At 68.5% G+C, this 15,899-nt stretch carries 16 protein-coding genes; 8 read left to right on the plus strand and 8 right to left on the minus strand.

The window, feature by feature from the left end:
* Positions 1-31: 31 nt before the first annotated feature.
* The 3 genes from NBW77_RS19760 to NBW77_RS19770 form a co-directional block, all read right to left on the minus strand.
* Complete coding sequence (locus NBW77_RS19760) at positions 32-544, minus strand: hypothetical protein (protein WP_131747005.1); 513 nt, start codon at positions 542-544, stop codon at positions 32-34.
* Between the two features lie 181 nt (positions 545-725).
* Positions 726-1,478, minus strand: coding sequence for an SDR family NAD(P)-dependent oxidoreductase (locus tag NBW77_RS19765; protein WP_250280132.1), 753 nt, complete (start codon positions 1,476-1,478; stop codon positions 726-728).
* A gap of 253 nt (positions 1,479-1,731) precedes the next feature.
* On the minus strand, positions 1,732-2,373 hold the full coding sequence (locus NBW77_RS19770) for a TetR/AcrR family transcriptional regulator (protein WP_250280133.1): 642 nt from the start codon (positions 2,371-2,373) through the stop codon (positions 1,732-1,734).
* Between the two features lie 65 nt (positions 2,374-2,438).
* Between NBW77_RS19770 and NBW77_RS19775 the strand changes: the two genes are divergently transcribed.
* From NBW77_RS19775 to NBW77_RS19805, 7 genes are all read left to right on the plus strand, one after another.
* On the plus strand, positions 2,439-3,083 hold the full coding sequence (locus tag NBW77_RS19775; RefSeq protein WP_131747004.1) for a TetR/AcrR family transcriptional regulator: 645 nt from the start codon (positions 2,439-2,441) through the stop codon (positions 3,081-3,083).
* Positions 3,084-3,279: 196 nt separating this feature from the next.
* Entirely contained in the window at positions 3,280-4,803 is a 1,524-nt protein-coding gene (locus NBW77_RS19780; protein WP_131747003.1) for a sugar ABC transporter ATP-binding protein, read from the plus strand.
* Positions 4,800-5,876, plus strand: a complete 1,077-nt coding sequence (locus NBW77_RS19785; RefSeq protein WP_131747002.1) for an ABC transporter permease — start codon at positions 4,800-4,802, stop codon at positions 5,874-5,876. Before NBW77_RS19780 ends, NBW77_RS19785 begins: the two co-directional genes overlap by 4 nt.
* Positions 5,877-6,093: 217 nt before the next feature.
* Complete coding sequence (locus NBW77_RS19790) at positions 6,094-7,251, plus strand: sugar ABC transporter substrate-binding protein (RefSeq protein ID WP_131747001.1); 1,158 nt, start codon at positions 6,094-6,096, stop codon at positions 7,249-7,251.
* A 96-nt stretch (positions 7,252-7,347) separates the two neighbouring features.
* The gene (locus NBW77_RS19795; RefSeq protein WP_165486110.1) at positions 7,348-8,127 is read left to right on the plus strand and encodes an SDR family NAD(P)-dependent oxidoreductase; all 780 of its coding nucleotides are present in this window, start codon (positions 7,348-7,350) and stop codon (positions 8,125-8,127) included.
* A gap of 46 nt (positions 8,128-8,173) precedes the next feature.
* A complete protein-coding gene (locus NBW77_RS19800) occupies positions 8,174-8,935 on the plus strand; it encodes an SDR family NAD(P)-dependent oxidoreductase (RefSeq protein ID WP_131746999.1) in 762 nt (253 codons plus the stop codon).
* Between the two features lie 20 nt (positions 8,936-8,955).
* Complete coding sequence (locus NBW77_RS19805) at positions 8,956-9,729, plus strand: ThuA domain-containing protein (protein WP_250280134.1); 774 nt, start codon at positions 8,956-8,958, stop codon at positions 9,727-9,729.
* Between the two features lie 122 nt (positions 9,730-9,851).
* Here NBW77_RS19805 and NBW77_RS19810 read toward each other — a convergent pair whose 3' ends face one another.
* The 5 genes from NBW77_RS19810 to NBW77_RS19830 all read right to left on the minus strand — a co-directional run bounded on the left by NBW77_RS19810 (position 9,852) and on the right by NBW77_RS19830 (position 14,824).
* Positions 9,852-10,919, minus strand: a complete 1,068-nt coding sequence (locus NBW77_RS19810; protein WP_217497597.1) for an NADP-dependent oxidoreductase — start codon at positions 10,917-10,919, stop codon at positions 9,852-9,854.
* Complete coding sequence (locus NBW77_RS19815; RefSeq protein WP_207387047.1) at positions 10,916-11,137, minus strand: hypothetical protein; 222 nt, start codon at positions 11,135-11,137, stop codon at positions 10,916-10,918. Before NBW77_RS19815 ends, NBW77_RS19810 begins: the two co-directional genes overlap by 4 nt.
* Before the next feature lie 75 nt (positions 11,138-11,212).
* Positions 11,213-11,518 (minus strand): 2Fe-2S iron-sulfur cluster-binding protein, encoded by a 306-nt coding sequence (locus NBW77_RS19820; protein ID WP_207387046.1) that lies wholly within the window; start codon positions 11,516-11,518, stop codon positions 11,213-11,215.
* Positions 11,519-11,535: 17 nt separating this feature from the next.
* Entirely contained in the window at positions 11,536-12,939 is a 1,404-nt protein-coding gene (locus NBW77_RS19825) for an aromatic ring-hydroxylating oxygenase subunit alpha (RefSeq protein WP_175324719.1), read from the minus strand.
* A gap of 163 nt (positions 12,940-13,102) precedes the next feature.
* Positions 13,103-14,824 carry a PEP-utilizing enzyme gene (locus tag NBW77_RS19830; RefSeq protein ID WP_131746996.1) on the minus strand — a complete coding sequence of 574 codons (1,722 nt, stop codon included), beginning with the start codon at positions 14,822-14,824 and terminating at the stop codon, positions 13,103-13,105.
* 161 nt (positions 14,825-14,985) lie between these two features.
* On the opposite strand from NBW77_RS19830, the gene NBW77_RS19835 reads away from it, so the two are divergent.
* On the plus strand, positions 14,986-15,762 hold the full coding sequence (locus NBW77_RS19835) for an SDR family NAD(P)-dependent oxidoreductase (protein ID WP_131746995.1): 777 nt from the start codon (positions 14,986-14,988) through the stop codon (positions 15,760-15,762).
* The last annotated feature ends 137 nt before the right edge of the window (positions 15,763-15,899 follow it).

Consider the following 15,899-nt stretch of genomic DNA (forward strand, 5'->3'; position numbering starts at 1 on the left):
ATCGACCAAAATCAAGATTTATCTTACGTCGTTAGCCTCGGGCTCTGAGGGCTAGCGCTGCATTCGCGCCGGCAAAGCAGACCAGCGCGCTACCCACACCCGCACCGGTGATGGCACTTGCAGCGACATCCGCATGCTGAGACATGACAACGGCGAATACCGAGACCACGATCAGCACCCCTCCGAGCGCGAGAAACGACGGTGAATGCAGCACGGACGCAACCGGCCACATGTGCACACCCACGACAAGACAGATCCAGGGAGCCAGATAATCGGACCGGCCACTGAAGAAGATCGCAGCTGATCCAACAGCAGTGATGACGGTCTCGACCCGAACGATGAATCCGTAGCGACGTGACGCTTCTGGCGTACCGAATACCGAACCGCTCGACCACAGCTGCCATACCGCCAGCGCACCGAGCAGTAAGATAATCAAACTGACGATCGCGCCGGCGAGAAGCGGCTGCCGCCACGAAGAAGGCGGCATCTCCTGTGCCCATCCGAACCACATACATGCAAAGAAAGCAAGAATGAGCGCGACCATCGCCTTATCGCGAGCATATCGCACGTGGAGTCCTATCTGTCAGGGACGGCTGACGGAGCTGCGAAGTCTGAATCCTGTCCAGGGTCACCATGCGTACTGTTTGCCCGGAAGCCGGCCGTATGATCGCATAGCGGAGCACGTTGTGTGTGCAGCACACCCGGCGGGTGGGTGGCCGGGCGGGTCAGCTGGGCGGTACCAGGCCGCCGTTGACGCCGATGACCTGGCCGTTGACGAAGGACGCGGCCGGTGAGGCGAGGAAGCCCACGACCGAGGCCACCTCGTCCGGCAGCGCCGGGCGTCCCGCGGCGATGCTGGCAACCAGGTTCGCGTGGCGCTGCGGGGAGATCCGGCCGGCCACCAGTTCGGTGCCGGCGGTGTAGCCGGGGGAGACCACGTTGGCTGTCACGCCGTCGGGGCCGAGGCGAGCGGCGAGGGAGAGCACCCAGCCGTGCAACGCGGCCTTGGCCGCGACATAGGGCGCGCTCGCGCCACCTGTCGCGGCCGACTGTGAGCCCACCAGGACGACGCGTCCGCCGGGCCGACGCAGCAGCGGTTCCAGGGCGTGGGTGAGCAGTGCGGCCGACAGCAGGTTCGCCCGCAACGCCGTCATCCAGGCGTCGGCGACCGCGGCGAGGTCACCTTCCGCCCGGGGCGAGGGGGAGCCCGCGGTGTTGACGACGACGTCGACCGATCCTGACCCGGCCTGCACGGCATCGGCCACCCGTTGCACGTCGGCCGGGTCGGTGAGGTCCGCGGCCTGCCAGGTAACCGGGGCCCGCCCGGAGTCGTCCGAGAGTTCCGCCGCGGTGCGTTCCAGTACGTCCGCGCGGCGTCCGATGATGAGCACATCGAAGCTGTCATTCCGCAGGGTCGCCGTGACCGCTCGGCCGATGCCGGTACCACCACCGCTCACCACCGCCAGCCGGTCGCCCATGGTGGTCACCGGCCGGCCGTAGCCATGCCGACGGCCGTGGGCACACCGACGCCGCAGGAGACACCGGTCACGAGCGGTCGGCGTCCCGCGAGTGGCGTCGCCGTCGCCTGTCGATCCCGTTGCACGGTGCGGCCTTCGTGGTTGGACGGGTAGTTACTGGAGATTCTTACCACTAACTGGTCTGTGATGACATGCGCTGGTGGCTGACAGGTGCCGGTACGGGCCCGGCCGGTCGGACCGGTCGTCGGTGGTGTCAGGTGCCGGTGATGCGTTCGGCCAGGGACGCGGTCTCCCGCAGGAAGCGGCGCTGGCCGAGCCCTTCGAGGATGGCGTCCTCGGCCAGCCAGGATGCCGCCGCCGTCTCGAGAAGGGAGAGCAGGCCGGTCGCCATCACGCCTGCCTCCGCGGACTGGATTCGCCGTTGGGGGGGCGCTGTGGCGTGTACCGCGCGGGTGAGCAGGTCCATGAGCTCGACGCGGGTAGCGCGGCGCAGCGCCTCGGCGGCGAGGTTCGTCCCCGACGACGTCACGAAATATACCGTCGCGGCCGGTCGGCGTTCGTCCAGCCATCCGAGCAGGCCGGTCAGGAGCCCGCCGGTTGAACCGTTGCCGGTTGACGCGTCGGTGACCCGACCGGCCAGTTCCGCGACAAGGGCGTCGCTGAAGCTGCGCATGGCCTCCAGTAAGATATCGATTTTCGAGGGGAAGTGGTAGTAGACGGCGGCCGGCGTCATCCCGGCCTCGTCGGCGATGTCTGCGACGGTCACCGTTTCCAGACCACGCATGGCGAACAGTCGGGTGGCGGCATCGATGACATCGGCGCGTCGTGACGGCCGGTGCGCGGGCCGTTTGGGGTTGCCGCCGGGGTTACCGTCGCGATCGGTGCTGGTAGCCATGTAACAGAATCCTCCTGGGACCATCATGGTCCTGCGGGCGGGAACGGACGGTCAGGAGGTTCATCGTGGCGGAGCCCGCGGATCTGCCGGTGCGGGGCAGGCCACCCGCCCACCGTCCGTCCAGACGGCAGTTGATCATTACTGCCGCGGTCCGGGTCTTCGCCAGCAAGGGGTTCGACGAGGCGAGCATCCAGGACATCGCGGCAGAGGCGCAGGTCGTCCCCACGGCGGTCTACTACCACTTCTCCGGCAAGGAGGAGCTGTTCGACGTCGCGCTGCGCCGGGTGGTGGGCGCCACCAACGCCGTCGTCGCCGCGGCCCGGTCCGATGACGAGCCGGGCGACTTCACCGCGCTCAAGCGGGTCACCGCCGCCGTCTGGGACTGGATCGAAGCACACCCCGACGAGGCGCGTCTGCTCTACCTGCACATGCCCGGAGCCACCCAGCAGGCCCGTGTGCTGCGGCGGGACTTCGAGGAGCTGCACATCGAGCGTTCGTTCGACTACATCGTCTCCTCCCGGGTGCCGGCGACGAGGCGTTCCGCCGCGGCCACGCACGCAACCCAGTCGTTGGCCGTACGTACGCTCACCCATCTTCTGATCGCAATCCAGCCGATGCGCATGGACGACGGTCCGTTGAGCCGCCAGCCGTCGAAGTCGCTACGCATGGCCTTGGACGCAATGTCCGAACGGATACTCACCGTCGACTGAGAAGCTACATTCAGTTGTTCTCCTCCGTGCTCCTTTTTTGTTCAGCCTTTCTCGTTCCGCCGTTCGGCGGCTGTGAACCGTGCGGAGTCCCGACAGATGTTGGCGAGGCGGGCTACTCCAGTTACTGTTGCCGGCATCACAAAAGTGACCCCAGGACGAGCGCCCTGTGCCTGGTCGCTCTCAGTCGAGGAGTCGGATGGTGGCAACCCCCGTGCTCTGCGTGCGACGGCTGTCGAAGACGTTTCCCGGGCAACGAGCCCTGGCAGACGTCGACCTCGACGTCGAGCCCGGTGAGATACGCGCGTTGGTCGGTCAGAACGGCTGCGGCAAGTCGACGTTGATCAAGGCGTTGGCCGGCTTTCACGAACCGGACGCCGGCAGTGAGGTGACCGTCGCCGGTAAACCGCTGGCATTCGGCGACCCGACGTCGGCGGATGCCGCCGGGCTGCGGTTCGTCCACCAGGACCTCGGTCTCGTCGCCGCCCTTGACGCGGTCGACAACCTCGCGCTCGGCCACGGCTACGAAACCGGCCGGCTGGGTCTGATCCGGTGGCGCCGGGAGCGGGCACGGGCCCGTGAGGCGCTGCAGGAACTCGGATACGAGTTCGAGATCAGCCGACCTGTGGGGGGCCTGGCGGCAAGTGAGCGGACCGCCGTCGCGGTGGCGCGGGCACTGTCCCGGCACAGCACCCCGCCGCGTGTTCTCGTCCTCGACGAGCCGACGGCCAACCTCCCGGCCGCCGAAGCCGACCGTCTGTTCGCGCTGGTGCGCAGCGTGCGGGACGCCGGTGTCGCGGTCATCTTCGTCTCGCACCACCTGGAGGAGGTCTTCGGGCTCTGCGACACCGTCACCGTGCTGCGGGACGGGCGGCTGGTCACGACCCGGCCCACCGCCGGGCTCACCGAGAGCGACCTGGTCGAGTTGATGATCGGCCGCAGGCTGGCGCAGTACGACGTGCCGCCGGCCGAAACGGCCCACCAGGGTGATGTCGTGCTGGACGTCCGGGGTCTCGCGACCGCCGTTCTCGGCGGGCTCGACCTGAGCGTCCGTGCCGGGGAGGTCGTGGGGTTCGCCGGCATCACCGGCTCCGGACGGGAGGAGCTGGCGCTCGCGCTGTTCGGCGGACGCCCCCGCACCGGGGTCGTGACCATCGGCGACCGGACGGTTCCGCAGTTGCGTCCGGACCTCGCCGTGCAGTACGGCATGGGACTGGTCCCCGCCGAGCGGCATGCCAACGCGGCGTTTCTCGACGCGGACCTGCAGGAGAACGTCGTGGTGGCGAGCCCCGCCGCCTTCGCCCGCCGGGGGCTGTTGCGTCGCGGCCGTGAGCGTTCCGACGTGGCCCGCTGGCTGGAGCGGCTGAACGTGCGGCCGTCCGGCACGCAGCGGGCCATGTCGACGCTGTCCGGCGGTAACCAGCAGAAGGTCGTGCTGGCCCGATGGCTACGCCGACAACCACACGTCCTCGTCCTGGACGAACCCACCCAGGGAGTCGACGTCGGCGCGAAGGCCGAGATCCACGCGCTGGTGGACCAGGCCGCCGCCGACGGAGCGGCTGTCGTCGTGGTCTCCACCGACCACGACGAGCTGGCGCGGCTGTGCGGCCGGGTGCTCGTCCTCGCGGGCGGCCGGGTCGTTGCCGAGTTGCATCACGCCGACCTGCATGCGGACCGGATAACGGCCGCCGCGGTCGGGCACACCCTCAGGAGCGCGTCATGACAACAGAAGCAGCCGAACCAGCGAACGCCGCCGCAGACGTCCTGGTCACCGAGGCGGAATCAGCGGAACCGGACCGGGCTACCTCAGATGTGGTCTCGGTGGAACCGGACCGGGCTACCTTGACCCGCCGGCTGCCCAGGTTGAACCTCGGTCTTGACCGGTTCAGCGGCCTGTACGTCTGGACGCTGATCATCCTGGTGTTCGGGATCTGGCTGCCCGACACCTTTCTCACCAGTTACAACTTCCAGATCATCGCCGGCGACCAGGCGATCACGGCGATGCTCGCGCTGGGCCTGATCATCCCGCTGGCCGCGGGCGTGTTCGACCTGTCCTGCGCGGCGACACTCGGGTTTGCCGTGACAGTGGTCACCTGGCTGTTGAAGGAAGGGTTCAATCCCGTCCTCGCCATACTGATCACGCTTGCCTGTGGGGCCTTCATCGGGTTCGTCAACGGGCTCGTCGTGGTCCGGCTGAACGTGGACTCCTTCATCGGCACGCTCGGTATGAGCAGTATCCTCGCCGCCGGCGCCTACTGGGTGACCAATGGAGAGCAGATTGTCAACACCTTCTCGAAGTCCTTCCTCGACGCAGGCAGCACCCGGTTGTGGGGGGTCTCGCTGCCCTTCTACTACATGCTGCTGCTTGCGGCGATCCTCTACGTCATCGTTGATCACACGCCGGTCGGTCGGTACCTCTACGCCGCCGGCGGCAACCCGCAGGCGGCACGTCTGGCCGGCATGCGGGTCGGCCGGGTGGTGTGGGGCTCGCTGATCACGTCGGCGACGCTGGCGGCCCTGACCGGTGTCATCCTCGCGGCCAAACTGGGCTCGGCCTCGCAGGACGTCGGGCCGCCCTATCTACTACAGGCCTTCTCGGCCGTCTTCCTCGGATCAACGCAGATCAAGGCCGGCCGGATGAACGTGCTGGGCACCCTGGTTGCGATCTATCTCCTCGCGACCGGAGTCAAGGGCCTCCAGCTCGGCGGTTCGCCGTCCTACGTCAACAGTCTCTTCAACGGCCTTGCATTGATCATCGCGGTGGCGCTCGCGGCTCGCACCTACCGGCGCAAGTGAGCCGCCCGTCGCGAGCCGTCCGAGGTCAGGATGCCTGATGTGAGGGTGCCGGCGGGTTGTCCCGCACGTGCCTCATGCACTGTTACTTGACATAGATTCCAGTAAGTGAGAGTGTCCGCCGTCACACCACGCACATCGTCCCGGTTGGGTCCGTCAGCCCGGTCGGCGGTACGTGGGCTTGCGATGCCGATGGCGGCGATAGGAAAGGGATAGCTTCATGAGAACGACTCCCCGCAGGACGGTTGTGGTTGCGGCGGTGGCCGCGACCACGGCATTGTTCGCCGCCGCGTGCGGCAGCAGCGGTTCGACGCCGAAATCGGGCGCGTCAGCGGCGGTGCAGGACACCGGTTCGGCGGGTTTAGTGCAGGCGAAGGCGGCCGTTGACGCGAGCCTGAAGAACCCGAGCGGGATCGTCCTCGACACCCCGCTGTCGAAGACGCCACCCACGGGCAAGTATGTGATCACTGTCGAAACGCCCGTCCCCGTCACCAAGGTGCGCGACGACGCCCTGGTCGAGGCGGCCAAGGTGCTCGGCTGGCGCTACGAGCGGATCGTCCCCGGCAGCGGCCCTGAGGACTACGCGAACGCGGTCACCCAGGCGATTTCCAAGCATCCCGACGCTATCCACATCTCCGGCACCCCGCTGGCACTGCTGAAGTCCCAGCTCGACCAGGCCAAGGCGCAGAACATCCCGGTGATCTCCGACAGTGTCGGCGGTGCCGCCGACACTGCGGTGTTCTCCAACAGCCTGGACGGCGACGAGCAGGTCGCGACCTGGGGCAAGATGGTGGCGAACTACGTGGCGGTCAACAGCAACGGCAAGGCCAACGTCGCGCTGTTCACGATCAAGGCCTTCCCCATCCTGGGTGTCTTCGTGGACAACTTCAAGAGCACCCTGTCCAGTGTCTGCCCGAGCTGCACGGTCAAGGAGGTCAACCAGCAGCTCGCCGACCTGGGTACCAAGACCCCGTCCAGCGTGGTGAGCACCGTTCAGCAGGACCCGAAGATCAACTGGGCGATCTTCTCGTTCGGTGACCTGACCCTGGGGGTCGACGCGGCGCTCAAGGGAGCGGGCCTGAACGGCAAGGTCAACATCGGTGGTGAAACCCCCAGCCAGGCCAACCTGACGGCTCTCAAGGACGGCACCGAGAACGTGTGGACCGGCTTCTCCGCGTCCATCCTCGGCTGGCGGGTCGCGGACCTGCTCGCCCGCCAGTTCAACGGTGACGACCTGGCCCCGGCGAGCAAGGCCCTGCTGCCGACCCAGCTCATCACCAAGGACAACCTCTCGTCGGTCTCCCTCGACTCCACCGGGTACTACGTCGGCTTCGCCGGCTACCAGGACGCCTTCAAGAAGCTCTGGCAGATCCAGTAGTCGAGTCGCCGGGCGACTCTGTTCGGTCGGGTAGGCATGGTCTCGGGCCGGGGACAGGCGGATCGTCCCCGGCCCGAGCGGGGAAGGGGTGGCAGGGTGCTCCATGGACTCAACGGCAAGTCGGTGGTCGTGACCGGCGGTGCCGGCGTGATCGGATCGGCGGTCAGCCGACGGCTCGCGGCGGAGGGGGCCCGGGTCGTGGTCGCGGACCTCGACGCCGATGCCGCGAGGAAGATCGCGGAACTGATCGGCGGTGACGCCGTGGGCGTCGGCGTCGACATCACCACGCCTGCCGGTGCCGAGGCCAGCGTCGACGCGGCTGTCCAGGCCTTCGGCCGGCTGGACCTCTTTCACGCCAACGCCGGTGTGGAGTGCATGGTCCGGACGGTGACGGACTTCGACGTGGCGGACTACCACCGCGTCTTCGGTGTCAACGTTCTCGGCGCGTTCCTGTCCGCGCAGGCGGCGGTGCGCCGGCTGACGGCGCAGGGGGACGGCGGTTCGATCCTGTTCACCGCGTCCATCGCCGCGCTGATGGGGACCGGTGGCACATCGATCTACAATGCCTCCAAACATGCCGTGCACGGCCTGGCACGTTGCCTGGCCCTGGAGGTCGCCGGCTCCGGCATCCGCGTCAACACTCTGGCCCCCGGCGTTGTCGAGTCTCGCATGATGGATTCGCTCGGCGCCGGGCTCGGGGCGTTGGCCGGGGTGGACGAGGCCGCTTTCAAGGGGGGTATGAAGCGCGCCGTGCCGCTCGGCCGGTACGCCACACCCGAGGAGATCGCGGCAACCGCGGCCTGGATCCTCAGCGATGAGGTGCCCTACCTGCACGGTGAGGTTCTCACCGTGGGTGGCGGTATCGCTCCGTACTGACAGCAATATTGGTAGTTGATTGACCGCTGACGAAAGGTGACAGCTCATGGATCTCGGATTGGCAGGACGGCGGGCACTGGTGACCGGCGCCAGCCGTGGCCTGGGCCGGGCGATAGCCGCGACGCTGGCTGCGGAGGGCGCCTCGCTCGCGCTCTGCGCGCGTGGAGCCGAAGGCCTGGAGAAGACCGCGGCGGAGCTGCGCGCCGACGGCACCCAGGTGTACAGCGAGGCGTTCGACGTCACCGACACCGACACCCTGGCCGCCTTCGTCGGCCATGCCGCGGCCGAACTGGGCGGCCTGGACATCGTCGTGTCCAACGTGTCCGCGGGCCCGGCCAAGGATCCCGGCCAGTGGCAGCGCAGTCTCGAGGGGGACCTGCTGCCGTTCGTCCGCCTGGCCGAAGCCGCCGTGCCGCACCTCGCGGACGGCGGCGGTTCGATCATCGCGATCGGCACGACCAACGCGTTCGACACGGTCCGCCCGGCGTCCCCCAACGCATACTCCGCCATCAAGGCTGCGGTGCTGCACCATTCCGCGGCGCTGGCACGCACGCTCGCGCCGCGCGGCATCCGGGTCAACACCGTCTCCCCCGGGCCGATCGAGTTCCCCGGCGGGGACTGGGAGAAGATCAGGGAGCATCGACCCGAGGTCTACACCGAGGTGCTCGACAGGATCCCGGTCGGCCGTTACGGCCGGCCTGAGGACGTGGCGGCCGCGGTCGCCTTCCTCGCGGGTCCCCGGGCCGGGTTCTGCAACGGGGTCAACTTCGTGGTGGACGGCGGGCTCGTCACCCGCGTGCAGTTCTGACACCGGGCGGTTCGGGAAAGATGGCTGGACCCGCCGGACGCATCGACGCGGTCCTCGTCTGCGGGGGCCGCTGGCACGACTTCGACTATGCGCGGCTGCAACTGCTGGAACGCATCGGCCGGCACGAGCGGGTGCGCACCCGCGTGTTCGAGGACTACGCGCGCACGGACGCGATCGAGTCGGCGGACGTGCTCGTCACCTACACCTGCGACCGGCGTCCGAGCCTCGGGCAGCAACGGACCCTGGTCGACTTCGTGGCTCGCGGCGGGCGCTGGCTCGCCCTGCACGGCACGAATTCGGCGATCGAGGCGCCCGCGCCCGGGGCACCGCGGGTCTTCTCCACGCCTCGGGTGCTCGGGGAGGTGGCCGCGGTGCTGGGCAGCCAGTTCCTCGGCCACCCCCCGATCGAGCCCTACCGGGTCGAGGTCACCCAGCCCGACCATCCGCTGGTGGCGGGCATCGACCCTTTCGACGTCGGCGACGAGCTGTACGTGAGCGAGCTGCACGGCCCGCTCGACGTGGTTCTGCACGCACGTCACCGCGGGCTGTGCCGGGGCTTCGCCGAAGGGCATGTCGCCGACGACGCCGACGATGCGCAGCCCGTCCTCTATCTGCGCCGGCACGGCGCGGGTGAGGTCTGCTATTTCACCCTTGGTCACTGCCGTGGCCGTTTTGACGTTCAGGACCTCGGCGTCGAGGACCTCGGGCGTACCGACCGGGGCAGTTGGACGACCCCGGAGTTCACCACTGTGCTCGACCGCTGTCTGTCCTGGGCCGTGTACGGCTCGGTGTAGCCGCCGGTTACCTCGCTCCTCGGCGGCGGATCACTTCGGGTGTTCGTGTCGACAAGATAGTCAACGATGTTGACGACTCCGCCTTCATTTTTTGATCATGAAAGACGTTTCGCGTCGGCCCCTCAGGATTCGACGTCGCGGTCGAGGCGGACGAGCATCTTGCCGACGTTGTCACCGCGCAGCATCCCGAGAAACGCCGCGACCGCATGGTCCAGCCCGTTGACGACCGTCTGCCGGGACACCAGCTCGCCCGTGCGCAGCCAGCCCGAGACTCGGTCTTCGAACTCGGGCCGCAGATCCTCGTGGTCCCGGACGATGAAGCCGCGCAGCGTCAGCCGTTTGAGCACGGCCTGGATGAGGTGGTCGATGGTGGGGCGGGGCGCGTCCGAGGTGAACTGGGAGATCATGCCGCAGAGTGCCACCCGTCCACCGACGCGCAGCGCGTCCAGCGCGGCGACGAGATGGTCCCCGCCGACGTTGTCGAAGTACAGGTCGACGCCGTCCGGGGCGGCCCGGCCGAGCCCGGCCGCGACCGGTTCGGCACGGTGGTCGACGGCCGCGTCGAAACCGAGTTCCTCGGTGAGCAGCCGGTACTTGGCCGCCCCGCCCGCGCTACCGATGACGCGCGCGGCACCGAGGAGGTGGGCGAACCGGCCGGCGGCACTGCCGACCGCACCCGCGGCCGCGGACACGAACACCGTGTCGCCCTTGGTCAGCTCACCCGCACGCAGCAGCCCGGCGTAGGCGGTGAAGCCGGTCTGGCCGAGGATGCCGAGCCAGGCCGACGGTGCGGCGCGGTCGACATCGATGACGCCGAACGCCGACGGGTTGTCCGCGGTGGCGGTCACGACCGCAAGGTCCCGCCAGCCGAGCCGGTGGCGTACCCAGGCGCCCGTCTCGATCCCGGGCGCGCGGCTCGCGATCACCTGTCCGACGGCGGAGCCGTCCAGCGGCTCGCCGATCGCGAAGTTGGTCGTGTAGTGCTTCTCCGTCTCCTCCAGGCGGCCCCGCATCGACGGGTCGACGCTCATGAAGGCGTTGCGGACGAGAACCTGGCCCGCGCCGAGTTCGGGTACCGCCTGTTCGGCCAGGGCGAAGTCCTCGGGTGTCGGACCACCGGGTCCGGGGCGTCGGACGAGTATCACCACCTGGGTCACGGCAGGTCCGTGGGCGGTGACTCCGGCGGTCACGCGGTGTCCCTCTGCGGGTTCGGTCGGGCCCGGCGGCCGACCCAGCCGGCGATCTGCAGGTCTGCGTGCCGGATCTCCCCGGACTGCCAGCGGGCGTCCGAATCGAACAGGCCACGCTGCCCGGTGGTCGGGTCGTAGACCTCGACCAGCCCGTCGTCGGTCAGCGTGTACACCTGTCTGGTGATCGGATGGGTGACACTCGCCGGCTTCGTGCTCACAGTTCCTCCAGGCCGCCCGGGTTTCTTCGAGGCCATGCGGTTCTCTCCAGGTCGTGCCGCCCGTAGGTGCGCCACCTACAGGCCGCGCAGCTCCTTCACGCGGCGCACGCCGCGTTTGACGACCACGACGGGGCCGGTCACCCGTAACTGGCAGGCCAGTCGGGTGCGCCCGTCCCCAGCCGGCGGACCCAGGGTTGCCAGCCCCTCCCGTTCGAGTTCGCCGGCCGGTTTACAGTTGTCCGCGCCCTCGCTGACCTTCAGGACGCAGGTCCGACAGGTACCGAGCCCACCACAGACGGTGGGCCACAGGTAGCCCGTCCGGTGGGCGGCGTCGAATACGGTCTCGGTGTCCGCCACGTCCAGCACGACACCGGCGGGCATGACCGTCACCTGTGCGCTCAGCGGGACATCCAGGTGTCGAGAAGATGGTGGAAGTGCCGGATGCGGCTTTCCTGGTAGTCGGCGAGGGTGACGCCTGCCTTGCGTGTCGCCTTCAGGCCCTGCTGCACGTACGGCAGGTTGGCGATGTCCTGGTCGAAGACCGGACCGAGCAGGCCCAGTTCGGGGACGTCAGCCATGTGCACGCCTTCGGGAACCCATCGGATCTTCGCCGGGGCCGGGCGGGGGGTGCCCTTGGGCCAGCCCGAAAGGAAGAAGATCTCTGATATGCACCGGTCGGGGTCGTTACCGTATGGCCGGAACCGGTAGATGATGTTCGACTTCTTTCCGGCCCAGGGATGGAAGTTCGGGAACAGGATGTAGTTGACCGCGTCCAGGAGTTCGCTGTCGCTGACCGTCGAGTAGTCCTCGCCGGACAGCGCACCCAACTGGCCCCGCATCTGGTCGGCGAGCACCGTTCGGGCCGTTGCGCCGGGTGGGATCTCGGGCAGCTCGCCACCTTGCGGGGCGAGGTCCCGACCCTGGGTCGAGGCGTAGAAGCCACGCGAGAAGTAGAAGCTCTCCAGAACCTCCTCCTCAGTGACGTCGGCCGCCAGGTGTGGACTGGGCACCCCCTGTGGAGTGATCGTGCGGTCCCAGTTGGCGCTCGCTACGACGTCGTACTGTGAGTTCGCGTCACCCATCCAGGCCAGTAGCTGCGGGTGGGTGCCGATCACGTGGAAGGCCTCCATGAAGGCCTCCTGCCCGATCTTCCAGTTGCAGGGCAGGATCTTCGCGATGTGCAGCGAGGTGTAGCGGTCCGCAAGCGGCCAGCGGGCGAAGTGGTCGGGCAGCTCACCGGCGAAGGTTTCGAACGGCTCGCAGTAGGGGTCCATGTTGATGAAGACGAAGCCGCCCCAGGTCGCGACCTTCGCCTCCGGCAGGCTGAACTTCTCCGGATCGACATGGCGGAAGTCCCAGGCGCACGGGATGCTCTTGAGGGTCCCGTCGATGTTCCAGGTGAAACCGTGGAACGGGCAGCGGAACTCCGGGACGTGCCCGCCGGTGGAACGCAGTTTGCGCCCACGGTGCAGACAGGCGTTGACGAACGCGCGGATCTCGTCCGGGGCGGTGCGCACGATCAGCAACGAGTCGTCGGCGATCTCGTAGACCTCGTGGTCGCCGACCTCGGGGATGGCCTCCTCGCGGCAGGCGAACTGCCAGACCCGGCGCCAGAGTTTCTCGACCTCCAGGCGGTGCCATTCGGGTGAGATATAGCGTTCGACGTCGATATCATCGCTGCCGAGGTATTCGTTCACGTTCATGCGCAGGACGTCGGGTACCGGCCGGCTGTCCGCGGCGAGGTAGTCCTGCGCGGATGGACCGGGGCAACGGGCGCGGGTGTCCGGCTCCTGCATGACCATGGCAGCTCCCGAAGTTTCTTGTGTCGGTCTATAGTAACCGTTCGTCGAGGGCGATGCGGGCACTCATGCGGGGATCTGTGCCGCAGACCGGCCCGGATACCGACCGGCCCGCGACACGCCAGGAGCGCCGTCGCCTCCGCCGACAGGGCGAGAAGACCTCCGCCTACAGGGCCAGCACCGTTACGGTGCCGGCCGATCCGTCGACCTCCAGCAGTGCCCCGTTGGGAATACGCCGGCTGGCCGCGGACACGCCCGCCGCGCACGGGATGCCCAGCTCCCGACTGACGATCATCGCGTGGCTGCCCATGGCGCCGACGTCCACGACGGACGCCGCCGCGACCATGAACAGCGGCGTCCAGGACGGGTCGGTCTGCGGAGCCACCAGGATCTCGCCCGGTTCCAGGTCGCCGGCCGCGTCGACCGCGGTGACGACCCGCGCCCGACCCCGGGCCACGCCCGCGGCCGCCCCGACGCCGTACAGCACCTCACCTGGCTTGACCGGGTTGACCTCCGTGTCGGCACGCCGGCCCAGCGACGACAGTGGCGGCAGCGGCTTCGTCCCGTCGATGAACGACGGCAGCTCCAGGCCGAACAGGCCCTGCCACTCCCGTTCCCGCTCTGTGAGAGTCGCGCTCAGTGATGCCGGATCCAGGGCGATCGTGTCCAGCTCGGACTCGGTCGCCATGAAGATCTGACCCGGGTGGGCGAGATAACCCTGCTGGTGCAGCCGCCGGCCGAGTTCCACCAGCGGCATGCGCGCCTCGTGCAGGATCTTGATGCAGTTGGTCTTCGCGCGTTCCCGCCAGGCACCGAAACGGCGCGCGGACGCGAGCGCCGCATGGAACATAGCCTCGGCGGTGGCGTCCCCGCCGAGCCGGTCGAGCGCCTCGGCGACGGCGGCCTCGTCGTCCGCCACCCGGTCGGCCGACCTGATCGTGGGCGCGGCGGCGTCGTCGAGGTGGCGGAGCCGGTCGAGCAGCGCAAGCGGCAGCTCCGGCCTGGTCTCCCAGGTGTCCGAACCGAGGTCCCACTCGTTGGGCCCGCGGTAACCGAAGTCGCGCAGGAAGGTCGACAGCCCAGCATGGAACCCGGCGTGGACGGCGGGAAGTCGCGCGAACAGGCTGTCCACGCCGCCGTCGAAGGCGACGGAGAGCCCCACGTCGCCGCGTATGACCCGTGAGAGCTCCCACAGGGCGAACGAGGGGGCGGCCGAGTCGACGTCCCCGGCCTTGCCGATCAGCCGTACCACCAGCGCGGGGTCGCCGCCGAGGAGCTGGCCGAGCACGCCCGGGCCGACCGCGCCACCGCTGCTGGCGATCACTTCGCCGCGCCATGCCAGCCTTTCCAGCGGCAGCACCGACCGGGCTCGGGCGACCAGCGCCAGCGGGGTCAGCGCGGTGAGATCGGGACGCGCGGCCCGTAACCCGTCGGCGATCGCCCGCTCCTCCTCCAGCTCGGGAAAAGTCGTCGTCGACAGCACCCAGGCGGCACGCTGCGCGATGGCCGCGGACCGCTCCTCGTTCACGTCGTCGGCCTGGCTGACGTGCACGGGCGGCTCACCGCCACCGGCGAACCACATCATGTCGACGGCGTCGGTGCCGATCCCGAGGCGGATGCCGGTCAGCCGCGGCAGCGTCATGTTCACGTAGAGGTGGCCGTAGAAGAACGCGGCGTTCGGGGAGACGTCCACCGTCTGTTCCGCCACGGTGAACGATCCGTAGGCTGCGTTGGCGGTGTCCCAACCCGGGAGGATGTGCGGGATCCAGCCGAGGCTCGCGCCCAGTGGCGTGATCGGGTCCGTCAGGACGTCGTTGGCGTTGAGCCGGGTGTAGATCGGGAAGCGTCGGCTGGGTTGCGTATCGATGATCCACTGCTTGCCGGTCATGCAGCCCGGTCCTTTCTGGTTCGTCGGCCTACGGGCGGATCTCGGCCGATGTGGTTGTGACGTGCAACACTCCTCCGGTAGAAACTGGAGTGCAAGCAAACTAAGTCGCCAGGACGCCGAGTGCCGCCGTCAGCTCTGTCGGCAGGCCAGCAGGAGGACACATGCAGCTCGAAGGCAGAGTCGCCGCCGTCACCGGAGGAACCGCCGGCATCGGCCGCGCGATTGCCGAGGCCTTCCTCGCCGAGGGTGCGTCGGTCGCGATCAACGGTCGGTCCGTCGAGAAGGGCGAGAAGACCCTTGCGGCCCTGGGCGCGGGTGACCGGGCCATCTTCCGCGCCGGGGACGTCACCCACCAGGCCGACGTCGAGGGCTTCATCGACGCGACCGTCGAGCACTTCGGGCGGATCGACATCCTCGTCAACAACGCCGGCGGCGCCGCGGGCCTGCAACCGACCGTCCTGCTCAGCGACGAGGTGTGGGACACGACGATGAAGTGGAACGTCTACTCCACCTTCTGGGCGACCCGGCGGGCGCTGAAGCCCATGCTCGAGCAGAAGTGGGGCCGTATCATCAACATCTCGTCCGTCGAGGGCAAGCACGGCAAGCCCGTCCTGACCCCCTACGTGGCGGCCAAGCACGCCATCAACGGCATGACGAAGTCGATCGCCCGCGAGGTCGGCACCGAGGGGATCACGGTCAACGCGATCTGTCCGGGCCTGATCATCACCGACATCATCAGGGACAACGGACCAGCCACCGCCGAAGCCATGGGGATCACCTTCGACGAGATGGTCGCGCTGTTCGCCAGGGAGTCGTCGATCAAACGGCCCAACACCGTCGAGGAGGTCGCGGCCATGGCCGTCCTGCTCGCCTCGGACGTGGGCGCCGGTATCACCGGCTCGCTGCTCAGCGTCGACGGCGGCACCGCTTCCTACTGACGTCTCCTACTGACGGTCCGCGACGTCGCCGGAGCGCCCCTTACGGCCGGTGTTCGATAAGTATCGGTTCTTCGGTGACCGTGATGGTGTCCCCGGGTTGGACGGTGGTCGTGTCGCCGTCCAACCCGGGGACCGCC

Source organism: Frankia sp. Cppng1_Ct_nod (genome assembly GCF_920656135.1).
In the GTDB taxonomy this organism is placed as follows: Bacteria; Actinomycetota; Actinomycetes; order Frankiales; family Frankiaceae; genus Protofrankia; species Protofrankia meridionalis.